Origin of the sequence: Microbacterium sp. 1262, from assembly GCF_040544895.1 — a bacterium.
Taxonomy (GTDB): Bacteria; Actinomycetota; Actinomycetes; order Actinomycetales; family Microbacteriaceae; genus Microbacterium; species Microbacterium plantarum.
Map to the genome: position 1 here is coordinate 2,671,817 of NZ_JBEPKU010000001.1, position 26,326 is coordinate 2,698,142.

General features: G+C 69.0%; 22 protein-coding genes. 16 read left to right on the forward strand and 6 right to left on the reverse strand.

All coding sequences use genetic code 11. The features are described from left to right. Positions 1-106: 106 nt before the first annotated feature. The 3 genes from ABIC53_RS12755 to ABIC53_RS12765 are packed head-to-tail and all read left to right on the forward strand — an operon-like array spanning position 107 to position 2,392. Positions 107-1,036, forward strand: coding sequence for a ParA family protein (locus tag ABIC53_RS12755; RefSeq protein WP_323986932.1), 930 nt, complete (start codon positions 107-109; stop codon positions 1,034-1,036). Further along, positions 1,036-2,019: a ParB/RepB/Spo0J family partition protein gene (locus tag ABIC53_RS12760; RefSeq protein WP_274179127.1), complete on the forward strand. Its 984-nt coding sequence runs from the start codon at positions 1,036-1,038 to the stop codon at positions 2,017-2,019. Before ABIC53_RS12755 ends, ABIC53_RS12760 begins: the two co-directional genes overlap by 1 nt. 34 nt (positions 2,020-2,053) lie before the next feature. Beyond that, positions 2,054-2,392, forward strand: a complete 339-nt coding sequence (locus ABIC53_RS12765; RefSeq protein WP_269268412.1) for a tryptophan synthase subunit alpha — start codon at positions 2,054-2,056, stop codon at positions 2,390-2,392. An 80-nt stretch (positions 2,393-2,472) separates the two neighbouring features. Here the strand turns inward: ABIC53_RS12765 and trxA are convergent, their stop codons facing one another. The 4 genes from trxA to ABIC53_RS12785 form a co-directional block, all read right to left on the reverse strand. Continuing rightward, positions 2,473-2,796: a thioredoxin gene (trxA, locus tag ABIC53_RS12770; RefSeq protein ID WP_023953450.1), complete on the reverse strand. Its 324-nt coding sequence runs from the start codon at positions 2,794-2,796 to the stop codon at positions 2,473-2,475. Between the two features lie 71 nt (positions 2,797-2,867). Next, positions 2,868-3,899, reverse strand: coding sequence for a thioredoxin-disulfide reductase (gene trxB, locus ABIC53_RS12775; RefSeq protein ID WP_274179128.1), 1,032 nt, complete (start codon positions 3,897-3,899; stop codon positions 2,868-2,870). A 104-nt stretch (positions 3,900-4,003) separates the two neighbouring features. After that, on the reverse strand, positions 4,004-5,599 hold the full coding sequence (gene murJ, locus ABIC53_RS12780; protein ID WP_269268410.1) for a murein biosynthesis integral membrane protein MurJ: 1,596 nt from the start codon (positions 5,597-5,599) through the stop codon (positions 4,004-4,006). Continuing rightward, the gene (locus tag ABIC53_RS12785; protein WP_354451733.1) at positions 5,596-7,734 is read right to left on the reverse strand and encodes a DUF6049 family protein; all 2,139 of its coding nucleotides are present in this window, start codon (positions 7,732-7,734) and stop codon (positions 5,596-5,598) included. Before ABIC53_RS12785 ends, murJ begins: the two co-directional genes overlap by 4 nt. A 126-nt stretch (positions 7,735-7,860) precedes the next feature. Between ABIC53_RS12785 and ABIC53_RS12790 the strand changes: the two genes are divergently transcribed. From ABIC53_RS12790 to ABIC53_RS12820, 7 genes are all read left to right on the forward strand, one after another. Next, positions 7,861-9,378 carry a DUF7059 domain-containing protein gene (locus ABIC53_RS12790; protein ID WP_354451735.1) on the forward strand — a complete coding sequence of 506 codons (1,518 nt, stop codon included), beginning with the start codon at positions 7,861-7,863 and terminating at the stop codon, positions 9,376-9,378. Between the two features lie 45 nt (positions 9,379-9,423). Then, complete coding sequence (locus ABIC53_RS12795; protein WP_282501744.1) at positions 9,424-10,857, forward strand: CCA tRNA nucleotidyltransferase; 1,434 nt, start codon at positions 9,424-9,426, stop codon at positions 10,855-10,857. Positions 10,858-10,936: 79 nt separating this feature from the next. Beyond that, entirely contained in the window at positions 10,937-12,265 is a 1,329-nt protein-coding gene (locus ABIC53_RS12800; RefSeq protein WP_354451738.1) for a GAF domain-containing protein, read from the forward strand. 74 nt (positions 12,266-12,339) lie between these two features. Further along, entirely contained in the window at positions 12,340-12,876 is a 537-nt protein-coding gene (locus ABIC53_RS12805) for a putative glycolipid-binding domain-containing protein (protein WP_354451740.1), read from the forward strand. Positions 12,877-12,901: 25 nt separating this feature from the next. After that, entirely contained in the window at positions 12,902-15,055 is a 2,154-nt protein-coding gene (malQ, locus tag ABIC53_RS12810; protein WP_354451742.1) for a 4-alpha-glucanotransferase, read from the forward strand. Between the two features lie 85 nt (positions 15,056-15,140). After that, on the forward strand, positions 15,141-15,650 hold the full coding sequence (locus tag ABIC53_RS12815) for a DUF2231 domain-containing protein (protein ID WP_354451744.1): 510 nt from the start codon (positions 15,141-15,143) through the stop codon (positions 15,648-15,650). Between the two features lie 13 nt (positions 15,651-15,663). Next, a complete protein-coding gene (locus tag ABIC53_RS12820; protein ID WP_114587537.1) occupies positions 15,664-16,179 on the forward strand; it encodes a DUF2231 domain-containing protein in 516 nt (171 codons plus the stop codon). A 68-nt stretch (positions 16,180-16,247) separates the two neighbouring features. On the opposite strand, the gene ABIC53_RS12825 is transcribed toward ABIC53_RS12820, so the two are convergent. Further along, on the reverse strand, positions 16,248-19,937 hold the full coding sequence (locus ABIC53_RS12825; protein ID WP_354451746.1) for a family 43 glycosylhydrolase: 3,690 nt from the start codon (positions 19,935-19,937) through the stop codon (positions 16,248-16,250). A gap of 192 nt (positions 19,938-20,129) precedes the next feature. On the opposite strand from ABIC53_RS12825, the gene exaC reads away from it, so the two are divergent. Both exaC and ABIC53_RS12835 read left to right on the forward strand, forming a co-directional pair. After that, positions 20,130-21,677 (forward strand): acetaldehyde dehydrogenase ExaC, encoded by a 1,548-nt coding sequence (exaC, locus tag ABIC53_RS12830; protein WP_112615445.1) that lies wholly within the window; start codon positions 20,130-20,132, stop codon positions 21,675-21,677. Between the two features lie 19 nt (positions 21,678-21,696). After that, complete coding sequence (locus ABIC53_RS12835) at positions 21,697-22,161, forward strand: DUF779 domain-containing protein (protein WP_323986920.1); 465 nt, start codon at positions 21,697-21,699, stop codon at positions 22,159-22,161. Here ABIC53_RS12835 and ABIC53_RS12840 read toward each other — a convergent pair. Beyond that, positions 22,121-22,645 (reverse strand): putative immunity protein, encoded by a 525-nt coding sequence (locus ABIC53_RS12840; RefSeq protein ID WP_354451749.1) that lies wholly within the window; start codon positions 22,643-22,645, stop codon positions 22,121-22,123. The genes ABIC53_RS12835 and ABIC53_RS12840 overlap by 41 nt on opposite strands. An 84-nt stretch (positions 22,646-22,729) precedes the next feature. On the opposite strand from ABIC53_RS12840, the gene ABIC53_RS12845 reads away from it, so the two are divergent. From ABIC53_RS12845 to ABIC53_RS12860, 4 genes are all read left to right on the forward strand, one after another. After that, complete coding sequence (locus ABIC53_RS12845) at positions 22,730-23,362, forward strand: TMEM175 family protein (RefSeq protein WP_354451751.1); 633 nt, start codon at positions 22,730-22,732, stop codon at positions 23,360-23,362. A gap of 130 nt (positions 23,363-23,492) precedes the next feature. Then, the gene (locus ABIC53_RS12850) at positions 23,493-24,542 is read left to right on the forward strand and encodes a LacI family DNA-binding transcriptional regulator (RefSeq protein WP_354451753.1); all 1,050 of its coding nucleotides are present in this window, start codon (positions 23,493-23,495) and stop codon (positions 24,540-24,542) included. Continuing rightward, positions 24,539-25,483: a carbohydrate ABC transporter permease gene (locus ABIC53_RS12855; protein WP_112615437.1), complete on the forward strand. Its 945-nt coding sequence runs from the start codon at positions 24,539-24,541 to the stop codon at positions 25,481-25,483. Before ABIC53_RS12850 ends, ABIC53_RS12855 begins: the two co-directional genes overlap by 4 nt. Next, the gene (locus tag ABIC53_RS12860; RefSeq protein WP_354451755.1) at positions 25,480-26,319 is read left to right on the forward strand and encodes a carbohydrate ABC transporter permease; all 840 of its coding nucleotides are present in this window, start codon (positions 25,480-25,482) and stop codon (positions 26,317-26,319) included. Before ABIC53_RS12855 ends, ABIC53_RS12860 begins: the two co-directional genes overlap by 4 nt. The last annotated feature ends 7 nt before the right edge of the window (positions 26,320-26,326 follow it).

Here is a 26,326-nt window from a genome sequence, read left to right on the forward strand (position 1 = left end):
GCACGTCGCCACCTCACGTTTCACGTGAAACATCGCGGGCGGCCGTTTCACGTGAAACGTCAGAGGCCGTCCGTAGAGTGAGACCACGAACCGAGGAGTTGAACGAATGGCAGAACCCGAATCGGGCCGCGCGTCCTTGACGTTCGATTCTCCCCTCGCACGCGAGCTGGCGGATCTGTCTTCGCGCCGCCGGGCCCTGGACGCCGTTTCGGTCGACTTTTCCGGGGATCCGCGAGTCATCACCGTCTCTAATCAGAAGGGTGGCGTCGGGAAGACCACCACCGCGGTGAACCTCGCTGCTGCATTGGCTTCGCTAGGCGCCCGCGTGCTGGTGATAGACCTCGACCCGCAAGGGAACGCCTCGACCGCCCTGGGCGTGCCGCACAGCGCTGACGTTCCCAGCGTGTACGACGTGCTGATCGACCAGTTCCCGCTCTCGGACATCGTGCAGGTGAGTCCCGAGTCCCCCAATCTCCTCTGCGCGCCCAGCACGATCCACCTCGCGGGCGCTGAGATCGAGCTGGTCTCGCAGGTCGCACGTGAGCACCGGCTGCGTACGGCGGTCGAGGACTACCTCGCTTCCACGGATGACCGCATCGACTTCGTCGTGATCGACTGCCCGCCGTCGCTCGGGCTCCTGACGATCAACGCTTTCACGGCCGCGCACGAGCTGCTGATCCCCATCCAGTGCGAGTACTACGCGCTGGAAGGTCTGAGCCAGCTCCTCGGCAGCGTCTCCATGATCCAGAAGCACCTGAACAGCCGTCTTCACCTGTCGACCATCCTGTTGACGATGTACGACGGACGTACCCGTCTGGCCCAGCAGGTGGCCGAGGAAGTGCGGTCGCACTTCCCGAATGAGGTCCTCCGCACGGTAATTCCGCGCTCGGTTCGCGTCTCGGAAGCACCGAGCTTCGGTCAAACGGTCATCGCCTACGATGGGCAATCGGCTGGCGCGGTGGCGTACCGCGAGGCAGCCGTCGAGATCGCGCAGCGTGCATCTGCGGCGGTACAAGGAAACAAGGGAGAAGCCTGATGGCCAAGCGCACCGGATTGGGCCGAGGAATCGGCGCACTCATCCCCACGTCCGAGGCAACCGAGGCCCGGCCCGTCGATGTCTTCTTCCCCGGGGGTAAGACGACGACAGCTGCCACGGAGGTGCCGGCGCCCGCAGAAGTGAAGGCAGAGGAGGGTCCCGAGCTCGTCTCGATTCCCGGAACCGCACTGATCCAGGTCGATCCGAACGAGATCGTGCCCAACCCGCGGCAGCCCCGTACCCACTTCGACAGCGAAGACCTCGCCGAACTGGTGCACAGCGTTCGCGAGTTCGGCGTGCTCCAGCCGGTCGTCGTCCGCACGAACGAGGACGGCAAGTACGAACTGATCATGGGTGAGCGCCGCACCCGCGCCGCTCGCGAGGCCGGTCTCACGGCGATCCCGGCCGTGTTGCGCGACACGTCGGACGAGAATCTCCTCCGCGACGCGCTCCTCGAGAACCTGCACCGCTCTCAGCTGAATCCGCTCGAGGAGGCGTCCGCCTATCAGCAGCTCCTCGAGGACTTCGGGATCACCCAGGAGGAGCTCGCGACTCGTATCGGACGTTCACGCCCGCAGATCAGCAACACCATCCGCCTTCTGCGCCTGCCGGTACCGGTCCAGCAACGCGTTGCGGCCGGTGTGCTCAGCGCCGGCCACGCGCGCGCGATCCTCTCCGTCGACGGTGCGGACGGTATGCAGCGCCTCGCCGACAAGATCGTGAACGAAGATCTCTCGGTACGTGCTGCGGAAGCAGCGGCGAAGACGATCGAGGCGGCGGGGACTCGACGCCCCGCGCCGAAGGCCGGGGGAGTCCGCGCGCACCTGGACGAGGTCGCCGGGCGTCTCGGCGACCGCCTCGACACCAAGGTGAAGATCTCGCTCGGCGCGCGCAAGGGGCAGATCGTCGTGGACTTCGCGACCATTCAGGATCTGAACCGCATCCTCGCCGAGCTGGGCGAGGACGCGTACGGCGCACGCTGACCCCCATGTCGGTGGCGCGACGTAGGCTTGTTCGGTGACAGACGAGCGGAATCCCAGGCGTGCCAGCGTCGAGCTGCTGCGGGCTGAAGCAGCAGATGAACTTTCCGTCCTCGTCGAGGAGCGGCTCCGCGCTGGCGAAGACCCATGGGAGTTCATGGAGGAGCTGCCCTCCGTCGACGAGCTCGTCGTTCTCATGCTGCGCGCCGAGAACATCGCCGCTTACGGCGGGGGTCGCCCCAGCTCGTCCCGCAACTATCGCGTCCTTCGTCAGATCGCGATGGATCACCCCGAACTGACCCGAGCCGTATGGCGCCTGCTGGGCAGTGAGCCGCACCGTCGGTGGGACGCAGCGACGCGCGCCGACGCCTCCTGACGAACCGCGACAGCAGCGGACGGAAACGAAAAAGCCCCGGTCAGATCAGTGATCCGACCGGGGCTTCCGTGTGTCTGGGGTCAGCCGATGTAAGAGGCGAGGTCCTGCTCGAGTGCGAACTTCGGCTTCGCGCCGATGATCGTCTTCTCGACCTCGCCCTTGTTGAAGACCTTCATCGCGGGGATGGAGGTGATCTGGTACTGCATGGCGAGGTTGGGGTTCTCATCGACGTTCAGCTTGAGCACCGTGATCTTCTCGGGGTGCTCGGTCGCGATCTCGTCGAGGATGGGTCCGACCATGCGGCACGGACCGCACCAGGCGGCCCAGAAGTCGACGAGGACGGGTCCATCGGCGTCGAGGACGTCCTGCTGCCAGGTGCTCTCGGTCGTGGCCTTGGCGGTCATGGTGATCTCCTTCGAAAGGGTGTCGCCTACGTCAACGACGTGGGCGGGTGAATTGTTCCGCGGTGCGGCCGTCAGGCCGCGTCGCTCTCGTCGTTCGTCTCGGTCTCGGCGACGAGTGACTCGAGGCCCTCGTCAGGGCGACCGCGGAGCGGGGAGCTGTCGGCCGCGGGCTCGGACGCTTCGCCCAGGGCGGCGAGGTAGTGCTCGACATCGAGTGCAGCGACGGTTCCGCTGCCCGCGGCGGTGACCGCCTGGCGGTACGTCGGGTCGATGACGTCGCCGGCCGCGAAGACGCCGGGGACGGAGGTGCGCGAGGAGCGGCCGTCGACCCAGACGGTGCCGTGCTCCGTGAGGTCGAGAGATCCGTGCACGAGGTGCGTGCGGGGGTCGTATCCGATCGCCACGAAGATGCCGTCGAGCGCGAGCTCACGCGTCGAGCCGTCGACCGTGTCGCGGAGGACGACACCCGTGACGGCATCCTCGCCCAGGATGTCGGCGACCTCGCTGTTCCAGATGAACTCGATCTTGTCGTTGTTCATGGCGCGGTTCTGCATGATCTTCGAGGCGCGCAGCTCGTCGCGACGGTGGATCACGTAGACCTTCGACGCGAACTTCGTCAGGAACGTCGCCTCCTCCATGGCCGAGTCGCCGCCGCCGACGACGGCGATCGTGCGCTCGCGGAAGAAGAAGCCGTCGCAGGTGGCGCAGTACGACACGCCACGGCCCGACAGGCGGCTCTCGCCCTCGATGCCGATCTTGCGCGGGGCCGAGCCGGTCGCGAAGACCAGGCTGTCAGCCTCGTGGCTGGCGCCACTGCCGAGGGTGACCTTCTTGACCGGTCCGTCGATGTCGAGCTCGACGACATCGTCGTAGAGGACCTCGGTGCCGAACTTTTCGGCCTGCTCCTGCATCTTGGTCATGAGGTCGGGCCCCATGATGCCCTCGGGGAAGCCGGGGAAGTTCTCGACCTCGGTGGTGTTCATCAGCTCGCCGCCCGCTTCGACCGAGCTCGCGATCAGCAGCGGCTTCAGGTTCGCGCGCGCCGCGTAGATCGCGGCCGTGTAACCGGCGGGGCCGGATCCGATGATGATGACCTGTCGCACGTCGACATCCCTTTCTGGGGTCTGGAATCCGCGTCGCGGATACCCCGACACGTCCAACCCATGGTAGCCGCGAGGCATTCCCCGGCGGCCGTGGGGGAGGGGTGTCAGCGGCCGAGGATGCGGCGCACCGTGCGAACGGCCGTGGTCAGCTCCGGCGCGCGCAGAAGGGCGAGGAGGATGACGTAGACGACGAGGGTCGCCAGGCCGATGACGGCACCGCCGAATAGGGCTCCGAGGTAGCCGCCGGCGACCCAGCCCGCGCTGCCGCCGAGAAGAGCGAAGACGAGCCAGCCGACGGCGGCGGCAGGGATGCCGGCGACGACGAAGCGGACGACGGCGCGGACGGCTCCGCCGAGGCCGAGCGGACCGATCTTGCGTCGCAGCAGGATGACGGCGAGAGCGAGCTGGACGACGTTCGCGAGCGACTGCCCGAGGGCGATGCCGACAGCGAGGTGCTCGAGGGGCAGGATCGCGGCGGCGATGAGGGCGGTGACGACCACCAGCACCGCTTGGGCGAGAGTGAAGAAGAAGGGGGTGCGAGTGTCCTGGTGGGCGTAGAACGTCCGCTGCAGCACGAACTGGAACGACAGCGGCAGGAGGGCCACCAGGTACGCCGCGAGGACCCAGGCGAAGGCCTGGGCGGCATCCGGGGTCTTCGTGAAGACGCGGGAGATCGGAACGATCGCCGCCACGATCGCCGCGAGGGCGCCAACCATGAAGATCCCGATGGTGCGGGTCGCCGAATCCAGGTCGGCCCGCAGTGCGTCGGGCCGGTTCGCGGAGACGTGTTCGCTGAGGCGCGTGAAGTACGGCGTGCCGATCGACAGCACGATCACCGAGAAGGGGAGCATGAAGACGAGCCAGGCGTATGACAGGACGGCGATCGACGGGCCGCTCGATGACGCCGAGCCGACGATGTTGGTCTGGATGAGCCCGGCGATCTGACCGACGACGACCATGAGGAACGTCCACCCGGCCAGTCGTCCGATGTGGCGGAGCCCGATGCCGCGCCAGTGGAAGTCGGGGCGGACGCGCAGCCCGGCACGGCGCCAGAAGAGCAGCAGGACGAGGGCCTGGAACACGATGCCGAGCGTCGCTGTGCCGCCCATGATCGCGACCATCGTCGGGGTCCAGCCCGCGGCATCCTCACGGACGCCGAACATCCAGATGAACACCAGGAAGCCCGCGATCGAGACGACGTTGTTGATGATCGGCGACCACGCGAACGGCCCGAAGACCCGGCGGGCGTTCAGGATCTCGCCGAGCAGCGCGTACAGGCCGTAGAAGAGCAGCTGGGGGAGGCACCAGTACGCGAAAGCCAGCGCCAGCGCCTGCGTCTCGGGCGCGAGTTTGTCGCCGTATGCGATCACGAGCAACGGGGCGGCGATGACGGCCAGCGCCGTCGTCACCGCCAGGGCGATCACCCCGAGGGTCAGCAGCTTGGACACGAAAGCGCTGCCGCCGTCGCGGTGCTTGGCCGCCTGGATGATCTGGGGGACGATCACGCCGGCCAGGAGGCCGGAGGAGATGATCGCGTAGATGTTGTTGGGCAGCTGCGTGGCGAGCGTGAAGGCGTCCGCCGCACCGGCGCCCACGGTCCCCAGCGCCGCGGCGAGGACGATGTTGCGCACGAGGCCCGTGACCCGGGAGACGAGTGTTCCCGCGGCGACGACCGCTCCTGCCCGGCCGATTCCGCTCACTCGGTGTTCTCCTGCTGTTCGGGGATGTCGTTCTGTCCGGAGGGGGTCTCGCTCCGCCGACGTCGCAGCTTCAGAATCGTCCGGATCACGCCGCCTGCGATGAGGACGACGACGATGATGACGATGGCGGTGATGCCGACCGACTCCCACTCGGCGCGCACGGTGAGGCCGATGCGCTCCGACGCGCCGATCGGCACGGCGGCCGTGCTCCGCAGCTGCAGGCTGAGGGTGGTCTCGCCGCTTCCGACGCGTGCCTCGACCGGCACGTCGACGCGGGTGTTCTGCTGCGCGCCCGCTTCGACGACCGTCGCCTTCTGCACGATCAGGCGGGGGTCGCCGGTCTCGGCGAAGAGCACGAGCGAGACCGGCCAGGGCAGGTCGTTACGCACGGTGACGGGGATCGGGGCACTCGTCGCGAGGAAGTTGATCGTGCCGGGGTTGGCGATGCCGACCGCGTCCAGCGTGCTCTCGGTGTTCTCCTCGTGCTGCGCCACGGCCGCTGCCCAGCCGATCGGCTCGGCCAGCCAGGCGTCGCCGATCAGCTGGAGGATGGCGGTGCGTTCCCGCGCCGTCAGCTGCGCGGGTTCGACCAAGGCCGTGGCGAAGGTCGCGAGCCGTTCCTCGTCGGCGAGGAAGCGGTGCAGGGCTGCGACGCGATCGTCATCGGCGGGGATATCGGCAACGGTGACCTGGGCACGGTCGGCGGCGCGGAGATCCTGGAGTGAGGTCGGCGTCGCTCCCGGGCTGCCGGTGACCGCTGTGATGGCCGCTCGGACGCTGGCGCGTGAGCTCGTCGCGGGACGGTCGATCGTCGCCACGATCGGGCGGTCGCCGCTCAGGGCGACCTGCGCGTTCGCCGCAGCGAGCTCGGCGTTGCGAACCGGTGCGTCGTCGGATGCCGCGGCGACGCGCGCCAGCTCGGCCGACACCACCTGGTCGTACACGAGCAGGTCGGCGTCACCGATAGCGGCGCGAACCCCGCTATCGCCCCCGGAGACGGTGTCGGACGGCACGAGAGTCAGCGCGTCGGCATCCGCTCCGGCCTGAGCGTCGACGGTCGTGACGACGTTCGCGCCGGCTGTGCCGCTGGCGGGCCAGAAGACGTCGCGAACGGTGTTCGCCGCGGTTCCGACCGCGAGGAGCTGACGCGTGTCGGGCACGCTGGCGGGAGCGGTGGAACCCGCTGCGGCGCTGAAGTTCGCCGGGTCCGCGTACGGCTCGAGCGTCGTGGGTTCGAGCGGGGCTGTCAGGCCGGCGTGCACCTGGGTCGCGAGGTCGGCGTCGCCGAACTGCAGGGCGAAGCGCTCGTTGGGAAGCGCCATGAGGCTCGTGAGCCAGCCCACGGCATCTGCCGGCGCGCCCGAGCCCAGCACGCGGATCGACGCCACGATCGCGGGATCGATCGCGAGAACCGCAGTCGTCCCGGTGACGGCGTCGAGAACCGCGCTGAGCGCCCCGTCTTCGGCGGTGAGCTCCGTGAGCTCGGTCGCCGTGAGCAGGCCTGTGGTGCGGGCCCCTGCGGTGATGGGGACGATGACGGTCGCCGTGCGTGCCGGGGCGTCGGGACGGGGCACGGTGATGACCGTGCGCGCCGAGCCGCCGGGGCCCGACACGGCGATCGGGTACACGCCGGGGGCGAGACCGACGAGGTTCTTCTCGGTCGCCGGGATCGATACGTCGGTGGCGCGCTCGTCACCCGCGGGGAGCTCGGCGACGTCGGCGCGCGCGACCTCTTCGAAGGCCGGCAGGGCTTCGTCAGCGTCAGCGTCGGGCCGCAGCCAGTCGACGACCGCCTGTGGGGAGGTCAGGGCCGAGCGTGACAAGGTCACCGACAGCGCGCCGGCGGGCAGCGCGCGCGGCGATCCGTTGCGCTGGTCGACCGAGATGACGGCGTCCGCGCCGGTTGCGACGATGCCGCCGCTCGCGGGAGCGGCGATGAGCGAGGCGATGCCGGGGGATCCGGGCGTCGCACTGGCCGTCGGGGTCGGCGCCGGGCTCGGCGGGGAATCGGCGAGAGCGGCTGCCGGAGAGGCGAGAGGGGCCAGCGCGATCGCGGCAGCGGCGAGCCAGCCGAGCACGCGGGCACCGCGACGGCCGCGACGGGCGCGTGTGGTGGCAGGGGAAATGTCGGTCATGGCGGCTCTCGACCCGCTGCGATACCCGACCGCAGGGTCGCACAGAGTCTAGGGCGGCCCTGCTGTGCGTCATCCGAGGCGGGCCGGGCCTGCGGCTTTTCGCGCGTCGCAGGGTTGAATGGTCGAGTGACCCTGTACCCCGAGGCCGGCCGCTGCGCGGCTCTCCGTACCGACCTGGATGCCGCGGGATACCGCGCCGACGCCGTGCGAGCCCTCTGGGGAGGGATGGTCGACACCGCGGTGGGTCACGGACTCGTCGAGCCCGCCCGTCGCGTGCTCACGGGGCGCTCCGATGCCCTGGCAGTGCTGGCGGGGCTGCTCTTCCTGGGCGGGCCGGCATCGCGCGCTGCGGTGGATGCCGCACTGCCGTCTCTGGGAGCCACCGGGCTCGCAGAGCTCGGACTCGCGCACCTCGAGGGTGATCTCGTGGTTCCCGACGCCCTGGTGCGCCCGCAGGACATCGCGGATGCCGCGGGCGAGGGCCACTGGTGGATCGCGAGCGATCTCGACGAGGCGGCAGTGGGCGGCCCGCTGCCCACGGGTCATGTTCTCGGCGTCGGCGGTGCGTCATTGACACTCGCGGGACTGCAGCTGACGTCACGGGTCGGGCGCGTGCTCGACATCGGCACGGGGTGCGGCATCCAGGCTCTTCGCGCGCGGCGCGCGGGTGACAGGGTCGTGGCCACGGACGTCTCTGAGCGCGCTCTCGCCTTCACGCGCTTGAACGCACTCCTCAACGACGTCGACGGGATCGAGACGCGGGCCGGCAGCCTGTTCGAGCCGGTCGCCGGCGAGCAGTTCGAGCGGGTCGTCTCCAATCCGCCGTTCGTGATCACGCCGCGCGTGGAGGGCGTACCCGCGTACGAGTACCGCGATGGCGGGATGTCGGGCGACGACCTCGTGGCGGCTTTCGTGCGCGGCGTCGGTCCGGTGCTCGCTCCTGGCGGTGTCGCGCAGCTGCTCGGCAACTGGGAGTACCGCGCCGGCGAGGACGGCCTCGATCGCGTGCGCTCCTGGGTGTCGGAGTCGCCGGTGGCCCTGGATGCCTGGGTCGTCGAGCGTGAACAGCTCGACCCGCTCGCCTACGCCGAACTCTGGGTCCGCGACGGCGGCACCGCTCCGGGGTCACCGGCGTATGCGCCGCTCGTGCAGGCGTGGCTCGACGATTTCGCCGCGCGGGGGGTCATCGCCGTGGGGTTCGGCTACATCACGCTGCACCGCCCGACCGTCATCCCCACGCTCGCCCGATACGAGCGCATCGCAGGCAGCATCCCCGGCGCCCTCGGCCCGCATATCGGAGAGTCGCTCAGCGCGTGGCAGCGACTCTCGAGCATGACGGACGCCGATCTGGATGCGGCGGTGCTACGGGTCGCGCCAGATGTGGCCGAGGCCCGCCATCACGTTCCCGGAGCCGAGGACCCTCAGGTCATCGAACTGCGTCAGGGAGCGGGCTTCGGCCGGGTGCTCGACGTCGATCCCGCGCTCGCCGCCCTCGTCGGGGCCAGCGACGGTGATCTGCCGGTCGGTGTGCTCGTCGCGGCGATCGCCGACCTGCTCGACGTGGACGCCGTCGCCCTGCGTGCCGACCTGTTGCCGCGCGTGCGCGAGCTGCTGTTCACGGGTTTCCTGCGTTTCGCCGATTGATCGCGGACTCGGGAGCTCCGGGGGAGGGCCGGTAGGCTCGGAGGCATGCTGAACATGGCCGAGGGTGTCGCGCGCCTGGGTGCCCTGGCAGCGTCTCCCGTCGTCTCGGCGCTCGCCGACGCGTTCGAGCGCGCGGGCTTCGAGCTGGCCATCGTCGGGGGGCCCGTGCGCGATGCGCTGCTGGGACGCGCGACCAACGATCTCGACTTCACCACGAACGCCCGACCCGACGACATCCTTCGGGTCGTCGAGCCTCTCGCCACCGCGACGTGGGACATCGGACGCGCCTTCGGCACGATCGGTGCGAAGGTGCGCGGCGAGCAGATCGAGATCACGACCTACCGCGCCGACAGCTACGACGGACTGACCCGGAAGCCCACGGTGGAGTTCGGCGACACCCTCGAGCAAGATCTCGCGCGCCGCGATTTCACCGTCAATGCGATGGCCCTGCGCGTTCCGGGACCATCCCTGGTCGACCCGACGGGCGGAGTCGAGGACCTCGTCGCGACGACGCTGCGCACGCCGAGTGATCCCGCGGTGAGCTTCGGCGACGACCCGCTCCGGATGCTGCGCGCCGCGCGCTTCGCCTCCCAGCTCGGCTTCTCGCTCGATCCCGCCACCGAGCAGGCGATGACCGAGCTGCGCGAGACGCTCTCGATCGTGAGCCCCGAGCGGGTGCAGGGCGAGCTGGTGAAGCTGCTCCGCACCGACGACCCCGCGCGCGGCATCCGACTGCTCGTCGACACCGGCCTCATGCAGCTCGTGCTGCCCGAGGTGCCGGCGCTGCGCCTCGAGATCGACGAGCACCATCACCACAAGGACGTCTACGAGCACTCGCTGACGGTGCTGCGCCAGGCGATCGAGCTCGAGCACGAACGGCATCCCGGCGCGGAGCCCGACGTGGTGCTGCGCCTCGCGGCGCTCCTCCACGACATCGGCAAGCCCGCGACGCGCAAGCTCGAGCCCGGTGGGGGAGTGAGTTTCCACCACCACGACCTCAAGGGCGCACGCATGGCACGCAAGCGCCTGCAGGCCCTCCGCTTCGACTCCGACACGATCTCGTCGGTGAGCCGTCTGGTCGAACTGCACCTGCGCTTCTTCGGGTACTCCGAGGGCGCGTGGACCGACTCGGCCGTGCGGCGGTACGTCCGTGACGCGGGCGACGAGCTGGAGCGACTCCACATCCTCACGCGCGCCGATGTCACGACGCGGAACAAGCGGAAGGCCGCCCGCCTGAAGTCGGCGTACGACGACATCGAGCGCCGCATCGACGAGCTGGCCGCGGCCGAGGAGCTCGGCGCCATGCGCCCGGAGCTCGACGGCAACCGCATCCAGGAGATCCTCGGGATCCGTCCGGGGCGTGAGGTGGGTGAGGCGTACCGGTTCCTCCTCGACATCCGCCTCGACGAGGGGATGATCGGCGAGGATGCGGCGGAGCAGCGTCTGCGCGAGTGGTGGGCCGCGCGCTCGGACGGCTGACGACCGCGGTCAGCCCTACCGCGACGGGTTCGTCCGGCTTAGGCTGAGGGCGCTCCTTCACCGCCGATCGGAGTCGTCCGTGTCCTCGTCGTGGTCCGCGAAATGGGATGTCGCTCCCGAGTCGTCCCGTCTGCTGATCGAACGCGCGCGGGACGAGCTGCTGGCCGGGGCTGACGCCGAGCGTCGACTGGACGACGTCCGGTCGCTCGTCCGCGAATCGTGGCGCCGTTCGATGGCGAACCTCGTCCGCGCCGAGGCACTGCCACCGCTCGAGTTCGACGAACGAGCGCTGGCCGCATACCGTAGCGCCCACCCGCTCGCCGGGGTCATGGACATGGTCCGTGCGCTGCTCGTGCCGAGCACTGATTCCGGAGTGGTCGTCGCCGTGGGTGATGCCGCCGGCCGTCTGCTGTGGGTCGAAGGCGACACCAGCGTGCGGACCCTCACCGGCGACATGGGCTTCGTGGCGGGCGCGAACTGGTCGGAATCCACCGTCGGCACCTCGGCGCCCGGGACGGCGCTTCAGCTCGACCGGTCGGTGCAGATCCGCGGGGCGGAGCACTTCAACCGCCTCGTGCAGCCCTGGTCATGCACGGCTGCACCGGTGCACGACCCCGAGACCCGCCGACTTATCGGCGTCATCGACGTGACCGGTCGGGCGGAGGCGGCCACGCCGCAGGCGCGACTCCTCGTCGACGCGACGGCGCGGGCGATCGAGAGTGAACTCCTGGTGGCGCGACTGCGTTCCCGGGCCGACCCGCCACGCGGCTTCGCCCGGCAGCGTCGACGGGATGCCGCAGCACCGACCGCCTCGACCCTGCGTGTGCTCGGTCGCGATCGCGCTCTCCTGGAGACCACTGATGCCTCCGGAGAGCGGATCGTCGAGGTGTCGGCTCGGCACGCCGACATCCTGCTGATGCTCGCCACCTACCGTCAGGGGCTTTCGGCGGAGCGACTCGCCGAGCTCGTCTACGGTCCCGACGCGACGGACACTCTTCGACCCGAGATGGTTCGGCTACGGCGGGTGCTCGAGCAGGCCGCCCCGCACCTCGTGCCGTTGTCGCGGCCCTACCGCCTTCCGGCCGAGCTCGAGACCGACGCGCAACAGGTGGCGTCCCTGCTCGACCGCGGCGCTCACCGCGTCGCCCTCGCGGCGTACGCGGGCCCGGTCCTGCCGGACTCGAGCGCTCCCGGGACGGAGGAGGTTCGTGATCGGCTTCGCGCCTCTCTGCGTGAGGCTCTCCTGGCGGAGGCATCGGTGGACGTGCTGCTGGAGTACGCCGACACAGACGATGGCGCGGACGACGTCGATGTCCTGCGTCTCTGCCTGCAGCTGCTTCCGGCACGGTCGCCGAAACGGGCGGGCATCGTCGCACGACTGACCTCCCTCGGCAACCCCGCGGACTGACCGTTTCGTCGTGGCGCAGCCGCTGGGAGGATGGCCGGACGATGTTGCACGTGAAACATCGGAGGAGGCGACCGATGAGGACGACACGAATCTCATGGACGAGCATCGGATCCGTCGAGACGCTCGACCGGTGTACCGCGGAGTATTCCGATGACGGCATCCGCATCGTCGGAGAGGTCGATGGCGGAGACGGACCCTGTCGTTATGCGGTGCGAATCGATGAGCACGGCCTGTTCCATCACGCGGCGATCGAGTCGGGCGGGCGGACACTTCACGTCGAACTCGTGGACGGCGTGTGGTCGGTCGACGGTGAGGAGCGTCCCGATCTCGCCGGTGCGACCGACATCGACATCACGGCCACGCCGGCCACCAACGCTCTTCCGATCCGACGGCTGGGGCCCGCCGTGGGCGGCCGAGCCGACGTCGAGGTTGCGTGGGTGCAGGTGCCGTCGCTGGATGTCGCTCTGGGGCGCCAGCGCTACACGCGCGTCGGGCCGCGCGCTTACTGCTTCGAGTCGCGGGATCGCGACTTCCGGCGCACGCTCACCGTCGATGATGACGGCTTCGTCCTGAGCTACCCGGGAGTCTTCGAGCGGGTGACGGGATCGTGACCGACGTGGCGAAGAGGAGAAGACGATGACCGATGCGACCCCCGACGACGCCCCGACGCCGGCTCTCGTCTCGCTCGCCAGGGCATACGGCATAGCCACCGAATACTCGTCCTTCTCGGGCGAGCATGTCGATGTGCCCGCCACCACCCTCCGTGCGGTGCTGGCGGCCATGGGTGTGGTCGCGGATGACGACGCGGCAGCCGAGCAGGCGCTCGCCGAGTCGATAGCCGAACCCTGGCGGCGGCTCGTACCCGCCTCGACCGTCGTGCGCCGGGGTGGTGGGACGATCGAGCTGCATGTCGCCGACGGCAATGACGTCGAGGTGGCCATCGTGCTGGAAGACGGCTCGGTGCGTCCCCTTTCGATACCCGCTCAGCAGCCGGTCGCGCGCACGGTCGACGGCCGGACGCGCTGGCGGGTGCGCGTGCCCGTGCCCGAGGATGTCCCGCTGGGATGGCACACGGTCCAGGTGCGCCAGTACGGCGGGGAAGGCGATGTGCACGACAGTGGGGCGCTGATCGTCACGCCGGAACGCCTCACACCGCCACCCGCCGAACCGGGCCAGCGCTCGTGGGGACTCATGGCGCAGCTGTACTCGGTGCGGTCGCGGCGATCGTGGGGGATGGGCGATTTCGCGGACCTCGCCGACCTCGCTGCGATCGCGGGGGAGTCGGGCGCCGACTATCTGCTGATCAACCCGGTGCACGCCGCGGAGGTCACGACGCCTGTCGAGCCGTCGCCCTACCTGCCGTCGTCGCGCCGATTCCTCGCGCCGCTGTACGTCCGCCCGGAGCTCATTCCGGAAGCGGCATACCTCTCCGAGTCCGGTCTCGATCGCTTCCACCGGCTGCAGCGGGACGCAGCCGCCACCAACACGGACGCGGAGCGCATCGATCGGGATGCGGTCTGGAGCGCGAAACGAGAGGCGCTCGCGCTCGTTCATGACGTCGAGCTCTCTCCCGCCCGACGCGCGCAGCGTGACGCCTTCGCGCGGCGGGAGGGGTCGGCACTCGCCGACTTCGCCCTGTGGTGCGCGCTGCGCGAGCACGAAACGGAAACGGGCGACCGGCTCCCGGACGGAATCGCAATCGATGACCCCGCGGTGGGTGCGCTGCGGGAACAGCTGGCTGAGCGCATCGCGTTCCACGTGTGGCTGCAGTGGATCGTCGACGAGCAGCTCGGCGACGCGGCTGCCGCCGCGGCTGCCGCCGGAATGCGGATCGGCATCATGCACGACCTTGCCGTCGGCGTCTCGACGACCGGGTCGGACGCGTGGTCGCTCCGTGATCTGTACGCGCCGGGCGTCGTGGTGGGCGCACCTCCCGACATGTACAACCAGCAGGGCCAGAACTGGAATCAGCCACCGTGGCTGCCGCGTGCCCTCGCCGAGCATGCCTACGCGCCGCTGCGTGACATGCTCCGGTCGCTGCTGCGGCACGCGGGCGCCCTGCGGATCGATCACATCCTCGGATTCTTCCGCTTGTGGTGGATTCCAGAGGGGCTCGGGCCGGGCGAAGGCACGTACGTTCGCTATGACCACGAGGCCATGATCGGCGTGCTGGCTCTCGAAGCCCAGCGAGCCCGTGCGGTGATCATCGGCGAAGACCTCGGCCTCGTGGAGCCGTGGGTGCGCGATTATCTCGCCGAGCGCGGCATCCTCGGCACCTCGGTCCTGTGGTTCGAGAGCGACGACGACGGGGGACCGCTGCCTCCCGAGCGTTACCGTACCGACCTGCTCGCGACCGTCAACACGCACGACCTGCCGCCGACGGCCGGCTACCTCGACGGCGAGCACGTCGCCCTGCGCGCCCGGCTCGGCCTGCTGACCAGGTCGGTCGACGACGAGCTCGCCGATTTCGAGCGCGAGCGCGACCGGATGCTGGCGGAGCTGCGCTCTCGCGGGCTGATCTCCGACGGCGCGAGCCAGCAGGAGGTCGTCGAGGCTCTGCACGTCTTCCTCGCCGCATCGCCATCGCGCTTGCTGGGCGTCTCGCTCGTCGATGCCGTCGGCGAGAAGCGCGTGCAGAATCAGCCCGGCACCGACGACGAGTACCCGAACTGGCAGGTTCCGCTGGCGGATGCCGACGGCAGAGCCGTGCTGCTCGATGATCTCGCCTCGTCACCGAGGTACCGCTCGCTGCTGGATGCTGTCGAGCGGGCCCTGCGCGGCCGCCCGTAGAGGTCGCGCGCCGGGCTTGTCAACCCGGTACGTGTCGTACCCCGGGGAACCCGTACGGTCGGGGCGTCGGACGAGAGGAGACGCCATGGTCGACACCGCACCCCTGACGCGTGCGAAGTATCCGCGGTCGCTGATCGCGGGGCCCTACGGGCACCCCTTCCACGCGATCGCGATCATCCTGCCGATCGGCGCCTGGGTGTCGGCATCCGTCTTCGACGTCATCGCCGTCATGAGTCCGGATGCCGCCGTCTTCGCCCTCGGCGCCCGCATCCTCATCGCGATCGGTCTTCTGGGCGCCGTCGTCGCGTCGGTGCTGGGGCTGATCGACTGGAGCAGCATCCCGAAGGGCACCCCTGCGCGGGCGACGGGGCTGACCCACATGATCCTCAACCTCATCGCGATGACGGTGTTCGCAGGAAGCCTCGCGCTTCGCGTCGACGAGGAGACCGTGCCGACCCTGGCGATGATCGCGAGTTTCGGTGGACTCGCCCTTCTTTCGGTGTCGGGGTGGCTGGGCGGGAAGCTCGCCCACACCTACGGCGTCCGCGTCGCGACCGAGACGACCCAGGCCGAGGGCCTGGAACCGCTGCCCTGACCGAGGAGAGATCATGACCGACCTGGACACCCGTCCCGACAAGCGGCCCGCGAACCCCCTCGCCGGCCCCTACGGACACCCGTTCCACCCGATCGCCGTCACGATCCCGATCGGGGCGTGGATCGCGAGTTTCGTCTTCGACATCATCGGCCTGATCGTCGCCGACCCGACCCCGTACGCCGTGGGTTCGCGCGTCCTGATCGGGATCGGGCTGGTCGGCAGCGTCGTGGCTATCGTGCTGGGCATCTTCGACTACCTCCGCATCCCCGATCGGACGCGCTCGTCGAGCACCGCCACGATCCACATGGGGCTGAACTTCGTGGTGTGCGGCGCCTACCTGTTCCAGCTCTTCCTGCGGACGTCGACCGACGACATCCCCATCGCGGGCGTCATCTTCAGCGCCGTGAGCCTGCTGACCCTCAGCGCGTCGGGATGGCTCGGGGGCAAGCTCGCCTATCGCTACGGCGTCCGCGTGGCCCACGAATCGAAGCAGGCCGAGGGATTCGTCACGCGACGCAACCGGCACTGAGCGCGATCGAAACGGGCGGCGACCTTCTGGAGAAGGCCGCCGCCCGTTGGCGTCGGTGGGCTCCGGTGTCAGGCGGCGCTTGGCCGGCGTGCGGGCCGAACCGACCACAGCACGCCTCCCGCGACGAGCAGGAGCGCAGCCAGCAGCGCGCCACCGAGCGGCGCCTGAGCGCCGGTGACGGCGAGCTGCCCGGAGGCGACCACGGTGATCGTCGCACTGCCGATCACCTGACCGTCGGCACCGAAGACCACGATCGTGTGGGCGCCCGTGGCCAGATCGGCGGGGATGCGGACGTCGAACGCGACGCGCCCGTTCGCATCGGCGGCCGGGATGCCCGACACCCGGATCGGGTCGCTCCGCAGCTCGGCGGTGACCTGCTCGCGGGCCTCGAGACCGGTGACCGTCACCCGCACGGCCTGTCCGCGCTCGACCGTCGTGGCCGAGACCGACACGACCGGGGCCGCGGTGCCGGGCTCGGTCGGGTTGGGCTCGGTCGGGTTAGGCTCCGTCGGGTTGGGCTCGGTCGTACCGGGCACCTCGCGCGGGTCGACGCTCGCGAGCGTCGGCGTCACGGTCTGGAACAGCCCGTCCTCGCCGATCTCGAGGCGATCGATCGTCGTCTCGCGGTTGGTGCCGTTGCCGCCGGGGATGGCGAACCGGTGGTACGCGATGTACCACTCGTCCGTGCCGGGGACGTTGATGATCGAGCTGTGACCAGTGCCGAGGATCCCCTGCGACGGGTCCTTCTGCAACAGGAGGCCCCGGTAGGTCCACGGTCCGTCGATGCTGGTCGACGTCGCGTAACCGACGCGGTAGTTCTCCGAACCGGTGTCGTCGATCGAGTACGTCAGGTGGTACGTCCCGTCGCGGTAGTTCAGGAAGAGTCCCTCACGGAAGTCGACCAGTCCGTCGATCGGCGTGATCGTCCCGTTCTCGACGCTCAGCATGTCGTCGGACAGCTCGCCGTAGACGGGTCGTCCGTTGCCCCAGAAGAGGTACGACTTCCCGGTCTCGGGGTCGGTGAACGCCGCCGGGTCGATCGCCTGACCGCTGTTGACGGCCTCGTCGTTGGTGATCATCGGCTCCGCCTGTGCGGTGAACGGTCCTTCGGGACTGTCGGCGACGGCGACGCCGATCATCTTGCGGTTCGCGTTCGGCTCATGCCCGCTGAAGTAGAAGTAGTACTTCCCGCCCTTCTCGATGATCGTCGGAGCCCACGCGTTGCCGGTGGCCCACGGAACGTTCCCGTTCGCGCCGTCCAGCGTCAGGATGGGCTCGTCTGACCGCGTCCAGTCGATCAGGTTCTTCGACGTCCAGACGTAGAACGTGTTGCCGCCCCAGCCGGGGGTGCCGTCGGTGGTCGCGTAGATGTAATAGGTGTCACCGAACACGGCGATGTTCGGATCGGCGTACAGACCCGGCAGCACCGGACTCTTCATCTCCACAGCCTCGAGCGTCCAGACGGCGTCGGGCTGTCCGGGGGTCGTGAGCGTGACGGTGGCAGGCTTGCTCAGGTCGCGGACCGTGCCCGACGCGGGCGTGGCGGTGGTGCCGGATGCCGTCGTGAAGACCGGGCGCAACTGCGTCAGATCCGTGCCGCGCTTTACCGGGAACAGGACCGTGCCGGCGTCGGTGTCGACGATCGGCGCGACCTTGAGGGCACCGGCATCCTGCAGGCTCACGGCACCGAGCGCGCTGGAGTTGCCGGAGTTCTGCACAATCTCTTTGGGGGTCAACGCGCGGTTGTACAGCGCGAACTCGCGCATCTGACCGCGTAACAGGTTGTCGGCGTTGTAGACCGACTTGCCCAGGTAGTTCGCCAGCGTGCTGCCGCCGCCGATGTCACTGGGGCGCACCGTCACGTTCGTGTTCTCGGCGACCTGCTGACCGTCGAGGTACAGCCGTGCCGTGTTCCCGGTCAGGGTGTAGGTGAGGTGCACCCAGCGGTCGCGGGGAAGCGCCGCACCCGAGGTGACGTTCTGCTCGCCGCTCCAGTTGCCGGTGGTCAGTGCCGCGCGGTACTGGTCGCCGGTCGAGAACAGGTAGCCGTTGCCGGCACCGTCAGCGCCGGTGTTGCCGAAACCGTAGAGGAAGTACGGGGTGCGCTGGGCCGGGTCGATCCGCAGCTCGGCCTCGACCGTGATGTCGTCGACGCCGACGAGGACGTTGTCGGGCAGGTCGACGTAGTCGTCGGTGCCGTCGAAGGTGAGCGCGCCGTCGGTGAACGTCGCACCGCCGCGTACCTGGGCGTCACGCCCGGCGCCGGAACGGTCGTGAAGCACCGCGCCCGCGTCATCCGTGAAGTCGTAGCGCAGCAGCTCGCCCTTCTCGTTCGCCGCGAGGGGCTGCGGCAGGTTGGCGCGCAGCGCTTCGAGTTCGGCCGCGGTCACCGGCATCACTGTGCCATGGCGCGGGCTCGCGGGCAGGCGGTAGCTCGCGGGCACCTGCCAGTCCGGCGCGTCGAGGTCATCCGTTCCCAGGGGGATGTAGCCGCGTCCGCCGTATTCGTCGACGAAGAGGTAGTAGTTCGACCCGGAGGTGTCGCCGGGGTTCGCCGCGAAGATGGTGGGGCCTTCGACGGCGCCGAGTCCGGCATCGCGACCGATGCAGCTGTCGATCAGCTTCCAGGCGGGGTCGGCTGCGTTCCAGCTGGGATCGCTTCGGTCATCGACGGCGGTCAGGCTGGTCGAGGACTCCTGGATGATGTCGCGGCATCCGGTCGTGCTGGCTTCATCCTTCGTGAATCGGTAGTAGGTGCCGTTGTCCTTGAGGACCGTGGAATCGATGCGCGATGCTCCGAAGTCCTGCCAGACCTTCGGCTCGCTGAACGTCGTGAAGTCGCGCGTCGTCGCGTACATCATGGTCTGGTAGAAGCTGCCCGTGTGGTTCGGGTCGTCCTCGCCGAAGAGCGACGATGCCCAGAACACCACGTACTCGCCGAGTGCCTCGTCGTAATAGGCCTCGGGCGCCCATGTGTTGCCCGCGTTGTCGGGGGCGACGCGGACGTGGCGCTGCTCGCTCCAGGTGACGAGGTCATGCGATTCCCACACCTCGAGGTACTTCGAACCCTGCGTCTGTGCTCGACCCCAGTCGCCGTTGCGGCCGATGGAGAGGTCGGTGGCGATGAGGTAGAACGTGTCGCCCTCGGGCGAGCGGATGAGGAACGGGTCGCGCAGACCCCTCTCGCCTTCCGTGGAGGTGAGCGTCGGCTCGCCGCCGTTGAGCTCGGTCCACGACAGCGCGTCGTTGCCGTTGCTGGCGGCGAAGTAGATGTTCTCGCCCGCGACGGAGTTTCCCGTGAAGTAGGCGAACGTGTAGCCCTCGAAGGCTCCGATGTTCGCGGCCTTGCGCACCGCGGCCGGGAAGGAGCGGGTGAGCGTCGTCGCGCCCTTCGTGACGGATGCCGTCAGCGCGACGGTGGTGTTTTCAGCCGGCCGGGTGACCAGGCCGTCAGCGGTGATGACGCTGGTGTCGGCGGACGACCACGACACGTCGAGTCCCTGCGAGGTCGTCGGCAGCGTGAGGTTGCCGCGCACGTCGTCGATGTTCGTGACGGTTAGCGCGTCGAGCGCCGCCTGCGCGGCCTGACCGTCGGGGGTGTCGACGAGCGCGACCTGCCCGGAATGCTGGAGTGGGCCAACTGCCTGAGCTGCGGCGGGGACGATGAGCGGCGCGGCGACGAGTGCGGCGACGATCGGGACGGCGAGCGTCCAGGGATGGTGTCGGCGCCAGGGCGCCGGGCGAGCGGATGCGGGCACGGGGGAACCTCTCGTATGCGTCGTTGCATGGCCGTCAGCACTGACGACGCTCGAATGTTAGCGCTCACAATTCGCGTAGCGCTAGTGCGCGGCATCCTCCCCGCCGAGCCGTGCAACGCGTTGCAACGTAGCGGGGCGTAGCGTGCCCGGCACCACCGCAGCATCGGCGCTGCGGGGAGTCGAGGAGATGACATGACCATCGTCGAAGAGGGCGTCTCGAGCGTCTACGCCGCTCCCGGTCAGCGCGGAGCCGTTGCAGAGTACCGCGCCCGCTACGGGCACTACATCGGCGGCGAGTTCGTCGAACCCGTCAAGGGGCAGTACTTCGAGAACATCACGCCCGTCACCGGAAAGCCGTTCTGCGAGGTGGGTCGAGGCACCGTCGAAGACATCGACCGCGCCGTCGACGTCGCCTGGCAGGCGTTCGCGTCGTGGAAGAAGACCACGCCGGCCGAGCGCGCTGTGATCCTCAACAGAATCGCCGACCGCATGGAACAGCACCTCGAGAAGATCGCGGTGGCCGAGACGTGGGAGAACGGCAAGCCCGTGCGCGAGACGCTCGCCGCCGACATCCCGCTCGCGATCGACCACTTCCGCTACTTCGCCGGCGTCCTGCGCGCCCAGGAGGGCTCGCTCAGCCAGATCGACGAAGACACCGTCGCGTACCACTTCCACGAGCCGCTCGGTGTCGTCGGGCAGATCATCCCGTGGAACTTCCCGATCCTCATGGCGACGTGGAAGCTCGCGCCCGCGCTCGCCGCCGGCAACTGCGTCGTGCTGAAGCCCGCCGAGCAGACACCCGCGTCGATCCTGTTTCTGTTCGAGCTGATCGGCGACCTGCTGCCCGCCGGCGTCGTGAACATCGTCAACGGATTCGGTATCGAGGCGGGCGCGCCGCTCGCGCAGCACCGCCGCATCCGCAAGGTCGCGTTCACGGGCGAGACGACGACGGGGCGCCTGATCATGCAGTACGCCTCGCAGAACCTCATCCCCGTCACGCTCGAGCTGGGTGGCAAGAGCGCCAACGTGTTCTTCGAGGATGTCGCGCGCGAGCGCGACGACTACTACGACAAGGCCCTCGAGGGCTTCACGTTCTTCGCCCTCAACCAGGGCGAGGTGTGCACGTGCCCGTCGCGGGCGCTCATCCAGCGGTCGGTGTACGACTCGTTCCTCGGCGACGGCCTCGACCGCGTCGGCAAGATCGTCCAGGGCAACCCGCTCGATCCGGCGACGATGATCGGTGCGCAGGCATCCAACGACCAGCTCGAGAAGATCCTGTCGTACATCGACATCGGCAAGGCCGGGGGAGCGAAGCTGCTCGCCGGTGGCGAGCGGGTCGACCTCGGCGGCGAACTGAGCGGCGGGTACTACGTGGCCCCTACGGTCTTCGAGGGCACGAACGACATGCGCATCTTCCAGGAGGAGATCTTCGGGCCGGTCGTCTCGGTGACGAGCTTCGACGACTTCGACGACGCGATCGGCATCGCGAACGACACCCTGTACGGACTCGGCGCCGGCGTCTGGAGCCGCTCGGGTGACACCGCCTACCGGGCCGGCCGTGCGATCGAGGCCGGGCGCGTGTGGACGAACACGTATCACCAGTACCCCGCGCACGCCGCTTTCGGCGGATACAAGCAGTCGGGCATCGGTCGCGAGAACCACCTCAAGATGCTCGACCACTACCAGCAGACGAAGAACCTCCTCGTGTCGTACGCCGAAGGCGCGATGGGCTTCTTCTGAGCCGCATCCACTCATCACCATGTCGAACGACACGTACAGCAGGGTCGCGGTGACCGACGCCGCCGCGGCCCAGCTGCGCGACCTCACCGCCCAGCACGGGCCGTTGATGTTCCACCAGTCGGGCGGATGCTGCGACGGCTCCGCCCCCATGTGCTACCCGGTCGGGATGTTTCTGACCGGCCCCGCCGACGTGAAGCTCGGGGATCTCGACGTCGGCCTCGACGACGCGATCGAGGTGTTCATCTCGCTCGCGCAGTTCGAGTACTGGAAGTACACGCACATCACGATCGACGCCGTGCCGGGTCGCGGCGCCGGCTTCAGCGTCGAGGGACCGACCGGGATGCGGTTCATCATCCGGTCGCGCATGCTCGACGACGCCGAGCTGGCGGCGTTCGGGCTGGTGCCGGTCACCGCAGTTGATGACATCGTTGCGGCACCCCGGACTAGTCCCGCGCTCGGATCGCCGAGTCCAGATCAATCATGAGCTGCGAGATCCGGGAGGTGCCCGGAGACGCGACCGGATACCGACGAAGTATCTCGGGCAGGGGCGGATTCGCCCGATGGGCGAGAACGCGAACCGTGGCGCCGTCCGCAGTTCCTGTTCTCAGCTCGGTGACCAGCGCGACGCATGCGGCCGCGCGGAGGATGTGACCGACTTGCGAGGCCTTGGCGATCGGGTGAAGGTAGGCGGCCGCGGCAGCGTCGCCGCATGCGAGCGCCGCAAGTCGAGCGGTCTCCTCCGAGGCGTCCTTGGCTGCGCGATGCGAGGCGAACGCGGCCGTTCGTTGCAGGTTCGACCGTGGCGCGCCATCCGTGAACATGCGCGCCGCACGGATCGCTTCGCGCGGCCGTGAATCCTGGGGGTTGACCGCTTCGAACTCGGGAAGCAGATCCTGTGCGCGATCGGAGGCGAATCGGACGACCGCCCGTAGCTCACCCATCGTCAGTTCGAAGTCTCCCGCTCCCATGCGCCCATTGTTTCGCGTGGCCGTAGGTGCTCTCGACGACCAGGGATCGCTGAACCACGGAACCCGGGCGCTAGCATCCTCGGCATGAGCGATGACGTCGCGCCGGAGCCCGGCATCCGGGGACTCAGCGCCGAGCGCACGAAGGCGTTCGTCGATGCGGTCGTCGCGATCGCGATGACGTTGCTGATCCTGCCGCTCATGGAGAGCGTCGGCGAGAGCGCGGGGCACGACCACACGACGTGGGAGTGGCTCGTCGATCAGCGCGATCAGCTGCAGAGCTTCCTCATCAGCTTCGTGCTCATCGCGATGTTCTGGATGCTGCACCACCGGCTCTTCGTGTCGGTGCACCGCATCACCCCGGGGCTCATGTGGATCACGGTCGCGTGGATGCTCACGATCGTCTGGATGCCGGTCGTCACCGCCCTCACCGGCCAGGTCGCCGACGACGCGCTGCAGAAGGTGCTCTACATCGGAACGCTCGTCGTCACGAGCGGGATGCTGCTCGTGACGCGGATCTACCTGGTGCGGCATCCGGACCTGCACAGCGCGACACGGGACGATCTGCGCCTGGGGATGTCGATCGATCTCTCGATGATCCTGCTGTTCCTGGTGGCGCTGGCGATCGCGCTCGTCTTCCCGGCTGTCGGCTACCTCGGGCTGTTCATCATGTTCCTCACCGGCACGGTGCAGAAGCTGATGGCCCGCATTCTGCGCTGACCCAGCCTCCCGGTCGCGGCGCGAGGTGAACGGGCGAAGCGGAGAACTGGGGTTGACAGGGGCGGGGTCGGGGTGAGAACGTTTACAACGTCCAGCGTTGGAAACGTTTACAACCGCTCGAGGGAGAGCCATGGTCCGCGTCACGATCACGCAGGTCGCCGCCCGCGCCGGCGTCTCCGTCGCGAGTGCGTCGCGAGCGCTGAACGGACTCGTCGCGAGTCCCGAGACCGCGGCGAAGGTCCGGGATGCTGCGCGAGAGCTCGGCTACGTGGCCGATGCCACGGCGCAATCGCTCAAGCGGGGCCGCACGTTGCAGCTGGGCTTCGCCGTCGCCGACATCGGCAACCCGGTCTACGTCGAGATGATGGCTGCTGTCGAACAGGTGGTCTCGGCATCGGGATACCGCCTGCTGCTGTCGTCGACCGGCACGTCGTCGTCTTCGGTGGATGTCGTCCGCGACCTCGGTCGGGGCTATGTCGACGGGCTGATCCTGTCGCCGCTGCGCGTCACCGAGGAGCTGCTCACCGCGCTCGCCGCCGCTCCGATCCCGTTCGTCGTCCTTGGCCGCCTGCCCGATTCGGCCGAGTTCGACACCGTGCGCGCCGACTCTCCGACGGCGATGCGGCTCGTCGTCGACCACCTCGTCGACGAGGGGCGCCGCGACATCGCGTTCATCAACGGCCCGACCGACACCACCCCCGGTGTCATGCGACGCGACGGTTTCATCGCGGCGGTGGGCCAGTACGACGACCTGCGGACGCGGCACGTCGACGCCGCCGACTTCACGATCGCCGCGGGCTACGACGCGGCGCTCCCGCTTCTCGACCGGCCCGACCGGCCGGCGGCCGTGGTCGCGGCGAACGATCTGATCGGCGTCGGAGTATTGCGTGCCGCCGAAGACCTCGGCCTACGGGTCCCGGCCGACCTCGCCGTCACCGGCCTCGACAACACCGAGCTCGCCGAGGTGGTCCGCCCCGGGCTCACGAGCGTCGACCTCGGCGCCAAGGAGCGCGGTCGCGCCGCCGCCGAGATGCTCCTCGCCCGGATCGCCGACGACACGCGGCCGGCCCGCACCGTCACGGTTCCTCCCGCGCTGGTCGTGCGCGGCTCGACGTCGGCATCCGTCCCCGCGGCCCTCCGCCGCCCCGAGCCCATCGACGAAGAGAAGGCACACGGATGACCACGCTCGCTGAGACGAAGACGTCCTCGCGCCCACCCCGCGTCCGGCAGATCGGGCCGCGCGCCCGCGCTCAGCGCAAAGAGGCGATCGCCCTCGTCGCCCCCGCGCTTCTGCCGATCATCATCTTCTCTGTCATCCCGCTCGTCAGCGGCGTGCTCCTCGGATTCACGGATGCCACCCTCGCGCGCAACGCGGAGATCTCGTTCATCGGGCTCGACAACTTCATCGAGCTCGCCGGTGATCGCCGGTTCTGGCAGTCGTTCGGGATCGGCATCGTCTGGGCGGGGTCGGTCGCCCTCCTCACCCTGGTGAGCGCGATGGGCCTTGCTCTGCTGCTCAACAGCAACCTGCGGCTGAAGGGCCTGACCCGCGTTCTCGCACTCATCCCCTGGGCGATGCCGCCGGTGGTCATCGCGATCGTCTGGCGCATGATCTACAACCCCAACTCGGGCCCGCTCAACGGCGTGCTCGGCTGGCTCGGCATCCCGGGTGTGAACTGGCTCGGCGACTTCTCGACCGCGCTGCCCGCCGTCATCGTCGTCGGCGTCTGGGCCGGTATTCCGCAGACGACCGTGCTGCTTCTCGCGGGCATGCAGTCGATCGCCCCCGAGCAGCACGAGGCCGCGGCCGTCGATGGCGCGGGAGCCGCCCGCCGGTTCTGGCACGTCACGCTGCCCGCCCTGCGGCCCGTGATCATCGCGGTCACCGCGCTCGACTTCATCTGGCAGTTCAACTCGTTCGGCCTCATCTACGTGCTGACCGAGGGCGGCCCGGGCGGCCGCACGATGATCCCGCCGCTGTTCACCTACCTCGAGGCGTTCCGCAACCGCGAGATCGGGTACGCGTCGGCGATGGGCAACGTCCTCGTCGTGGCGATCCTGGTGATCCTGTCGCTGTACCTGATCAACCAGTTCCGGCAGAACAAGGGGGCCCGCAAGTGACCACCAAGCGCCCCCTGTACGCGACCGTCCTGATGTACCTGGCGCTCGCGGGATACCTGATCTTCCTGGGCTTTCCGCTGCTGTGGCTGCTGTCGGCGTCGTTCAAGTCGACGCGAGAGCTGAACTCGCTCGCGGTGAACCTCATCCCGCAGCAATGGGACTTCGGCAACTACATCGCCGCGCTCGAGCGGCAGAATCTCATCACCGCAGCCGGCAACTCGGTGCTCGTCTCGATCGTCACGATGGTCGTCGCCGTGCTCCTGTCGATGCCCATGGCGTACGCGCTGGCACGGCTGAAGGGCCGGCTGCGCGCTGCCGGCACGGTGTGGATCCTGGTCAGCCAGGTGTTCCCGACGATCCTCATCATCATCCCGCTGTTCCTCGTGCTGCGGAGCCTGCAGCTCAACGACACCCTCTTCGGCCTCATCCTCGTCTACGTCACCTTCACGATGCCGTTCACGCTGTGGATGCTGCAGGGATACGTCGCGGCGATCCCGCCGGAGCTCGAAGAGGCGGCCGAGATGGACGGCGCCGGCCGGTTCACCATCCTGCGCACCGTGATCCTGCCGCTGCTGGTGCCGGGACTGGTCGCCACGGCGATGTTCACCTTCGTCTCGGCCTGGAACGAGTTCTTCCTCGCGCTCGTGCTCATCCAGAGCCCGGAGCTGTACACGCTGCCGATCGCGCTGCGCTCGTTCCTCGGCGCGGAAGGTCAGACCCAGCTCGGGCCCCTGGCCGCCGGCGCCATCCTCGCCACGATCCCGTCGCTCATCATCTTCGGGATCCTGCAGAAGAAGCTCACCGGCGGCATGCTCGCCGGTGCCGTCAAGGGCTGACCTCCCC

Bases quoted from the DNA above. Each gene is read 5' to 3' on its own strand.
- ABIC53_RS12755 (WP_323986932.1), top strand. From the start codon at position 107: ATGGCAGAACCCGAATCGGGCCGCGCGTCCTTGACGTTCGATTCTCCC.
- ABIC53_RS12760 (WP_274179127.1), top strand. From the start codon at position 1,036: ATGGCCAAGCGCACCGGATTGGGCCGAGGAATCGGCGCACTCATCCCC.
- trxA (WP_023953450.1), bottom strand. From the start codon at position 2,796: ATGACCGCCAAGGCCACGACCGAGAGCACCTGGCAGCAGGACGTCCTC.
- ABIC53_RS12785 (WP_354451733.1), bottom strand. From the start codon at position 7,734: ATGACCGACATTTCCCCTGCCACCACACGCGCCCGTCGCGGCCGTCGC.
- ABIC53_RS12795 (WP_282501744.1), top strand. From the start codon at position 9,424: ATGCTGAACATGGCCGAGGGTGTCGCGCGCCTGGGTGCCCTGGCAGCG.
- ABIC53_RS12805 (WP_354451740.1), top strand. From the start codon at position 12,340: ATGAGGACGACACGAATCTCATGGACGAGCATCGGATCCGTCGAGACG.
- malQ (WP_354451742.1), top strand. From the start codon at position 12,902: ATGACCGATGCGACCCCCGACGACGCCCCGACGCCGGCTCTCGTCTCG.
- ABIC53_RS12815 (WP_354451744.1), top strand. From the start codon at position 15,141: ATGGTCGACACCGCACCCCTGACGCGTGCGAAGTATCCGCGGTCGCTG.
- ABIC53_RS12820 (WP_114587537.1), top strand. From the start codon at position 15,664: ATGACCGACCTGGACACCCGTCCCGACAAGCGGCCCGCGAACCCCCTC.
- exaC (WP_112615445.1), top strand. From the start codon at position 20,130: ATGACCATCGTCGAAGAGGGCGTCTCGAGCGTCTACGCCGCTCCCGGT.
- ABIC53_RS12835 (WP_323986920.1), top strand. From the start codon at position 21,697: ATGTCGAACGACACGTACAGCAGGGTCGCGGTGACCGACGCCGCCGCG.
- ABIC53_RS12840 (WP_354451749.1), bottom strand. From the start codon at position 22,645: ATGGGAGCGGGAGACTTCGAACTGACGATGGGTGAGCTACGGGCGGTC.
- ABIC53_RS12845 (WP_354451751.1), top strand. From the start codon at position 22,730: ATGAGCGATGACGTCGCGCCGGAGCCCGGCATCCGGGGACTCAGCGCC.
- ABIC53_RS12850 (WP_354451753.1), top strand. From the start codon at position 23,493: ATGGTCCGCGTCACGATCACGCAGGTCGCCGCCCGCGCCGGCGTCTCC.
- ABIC53_RS12855 (WP_112615437.1), top strand. From the start codon at position 24,539: ATGACCACGCTCGCTGAGACGAAGACGTCCTCGCGCCCACCCCGCGTC.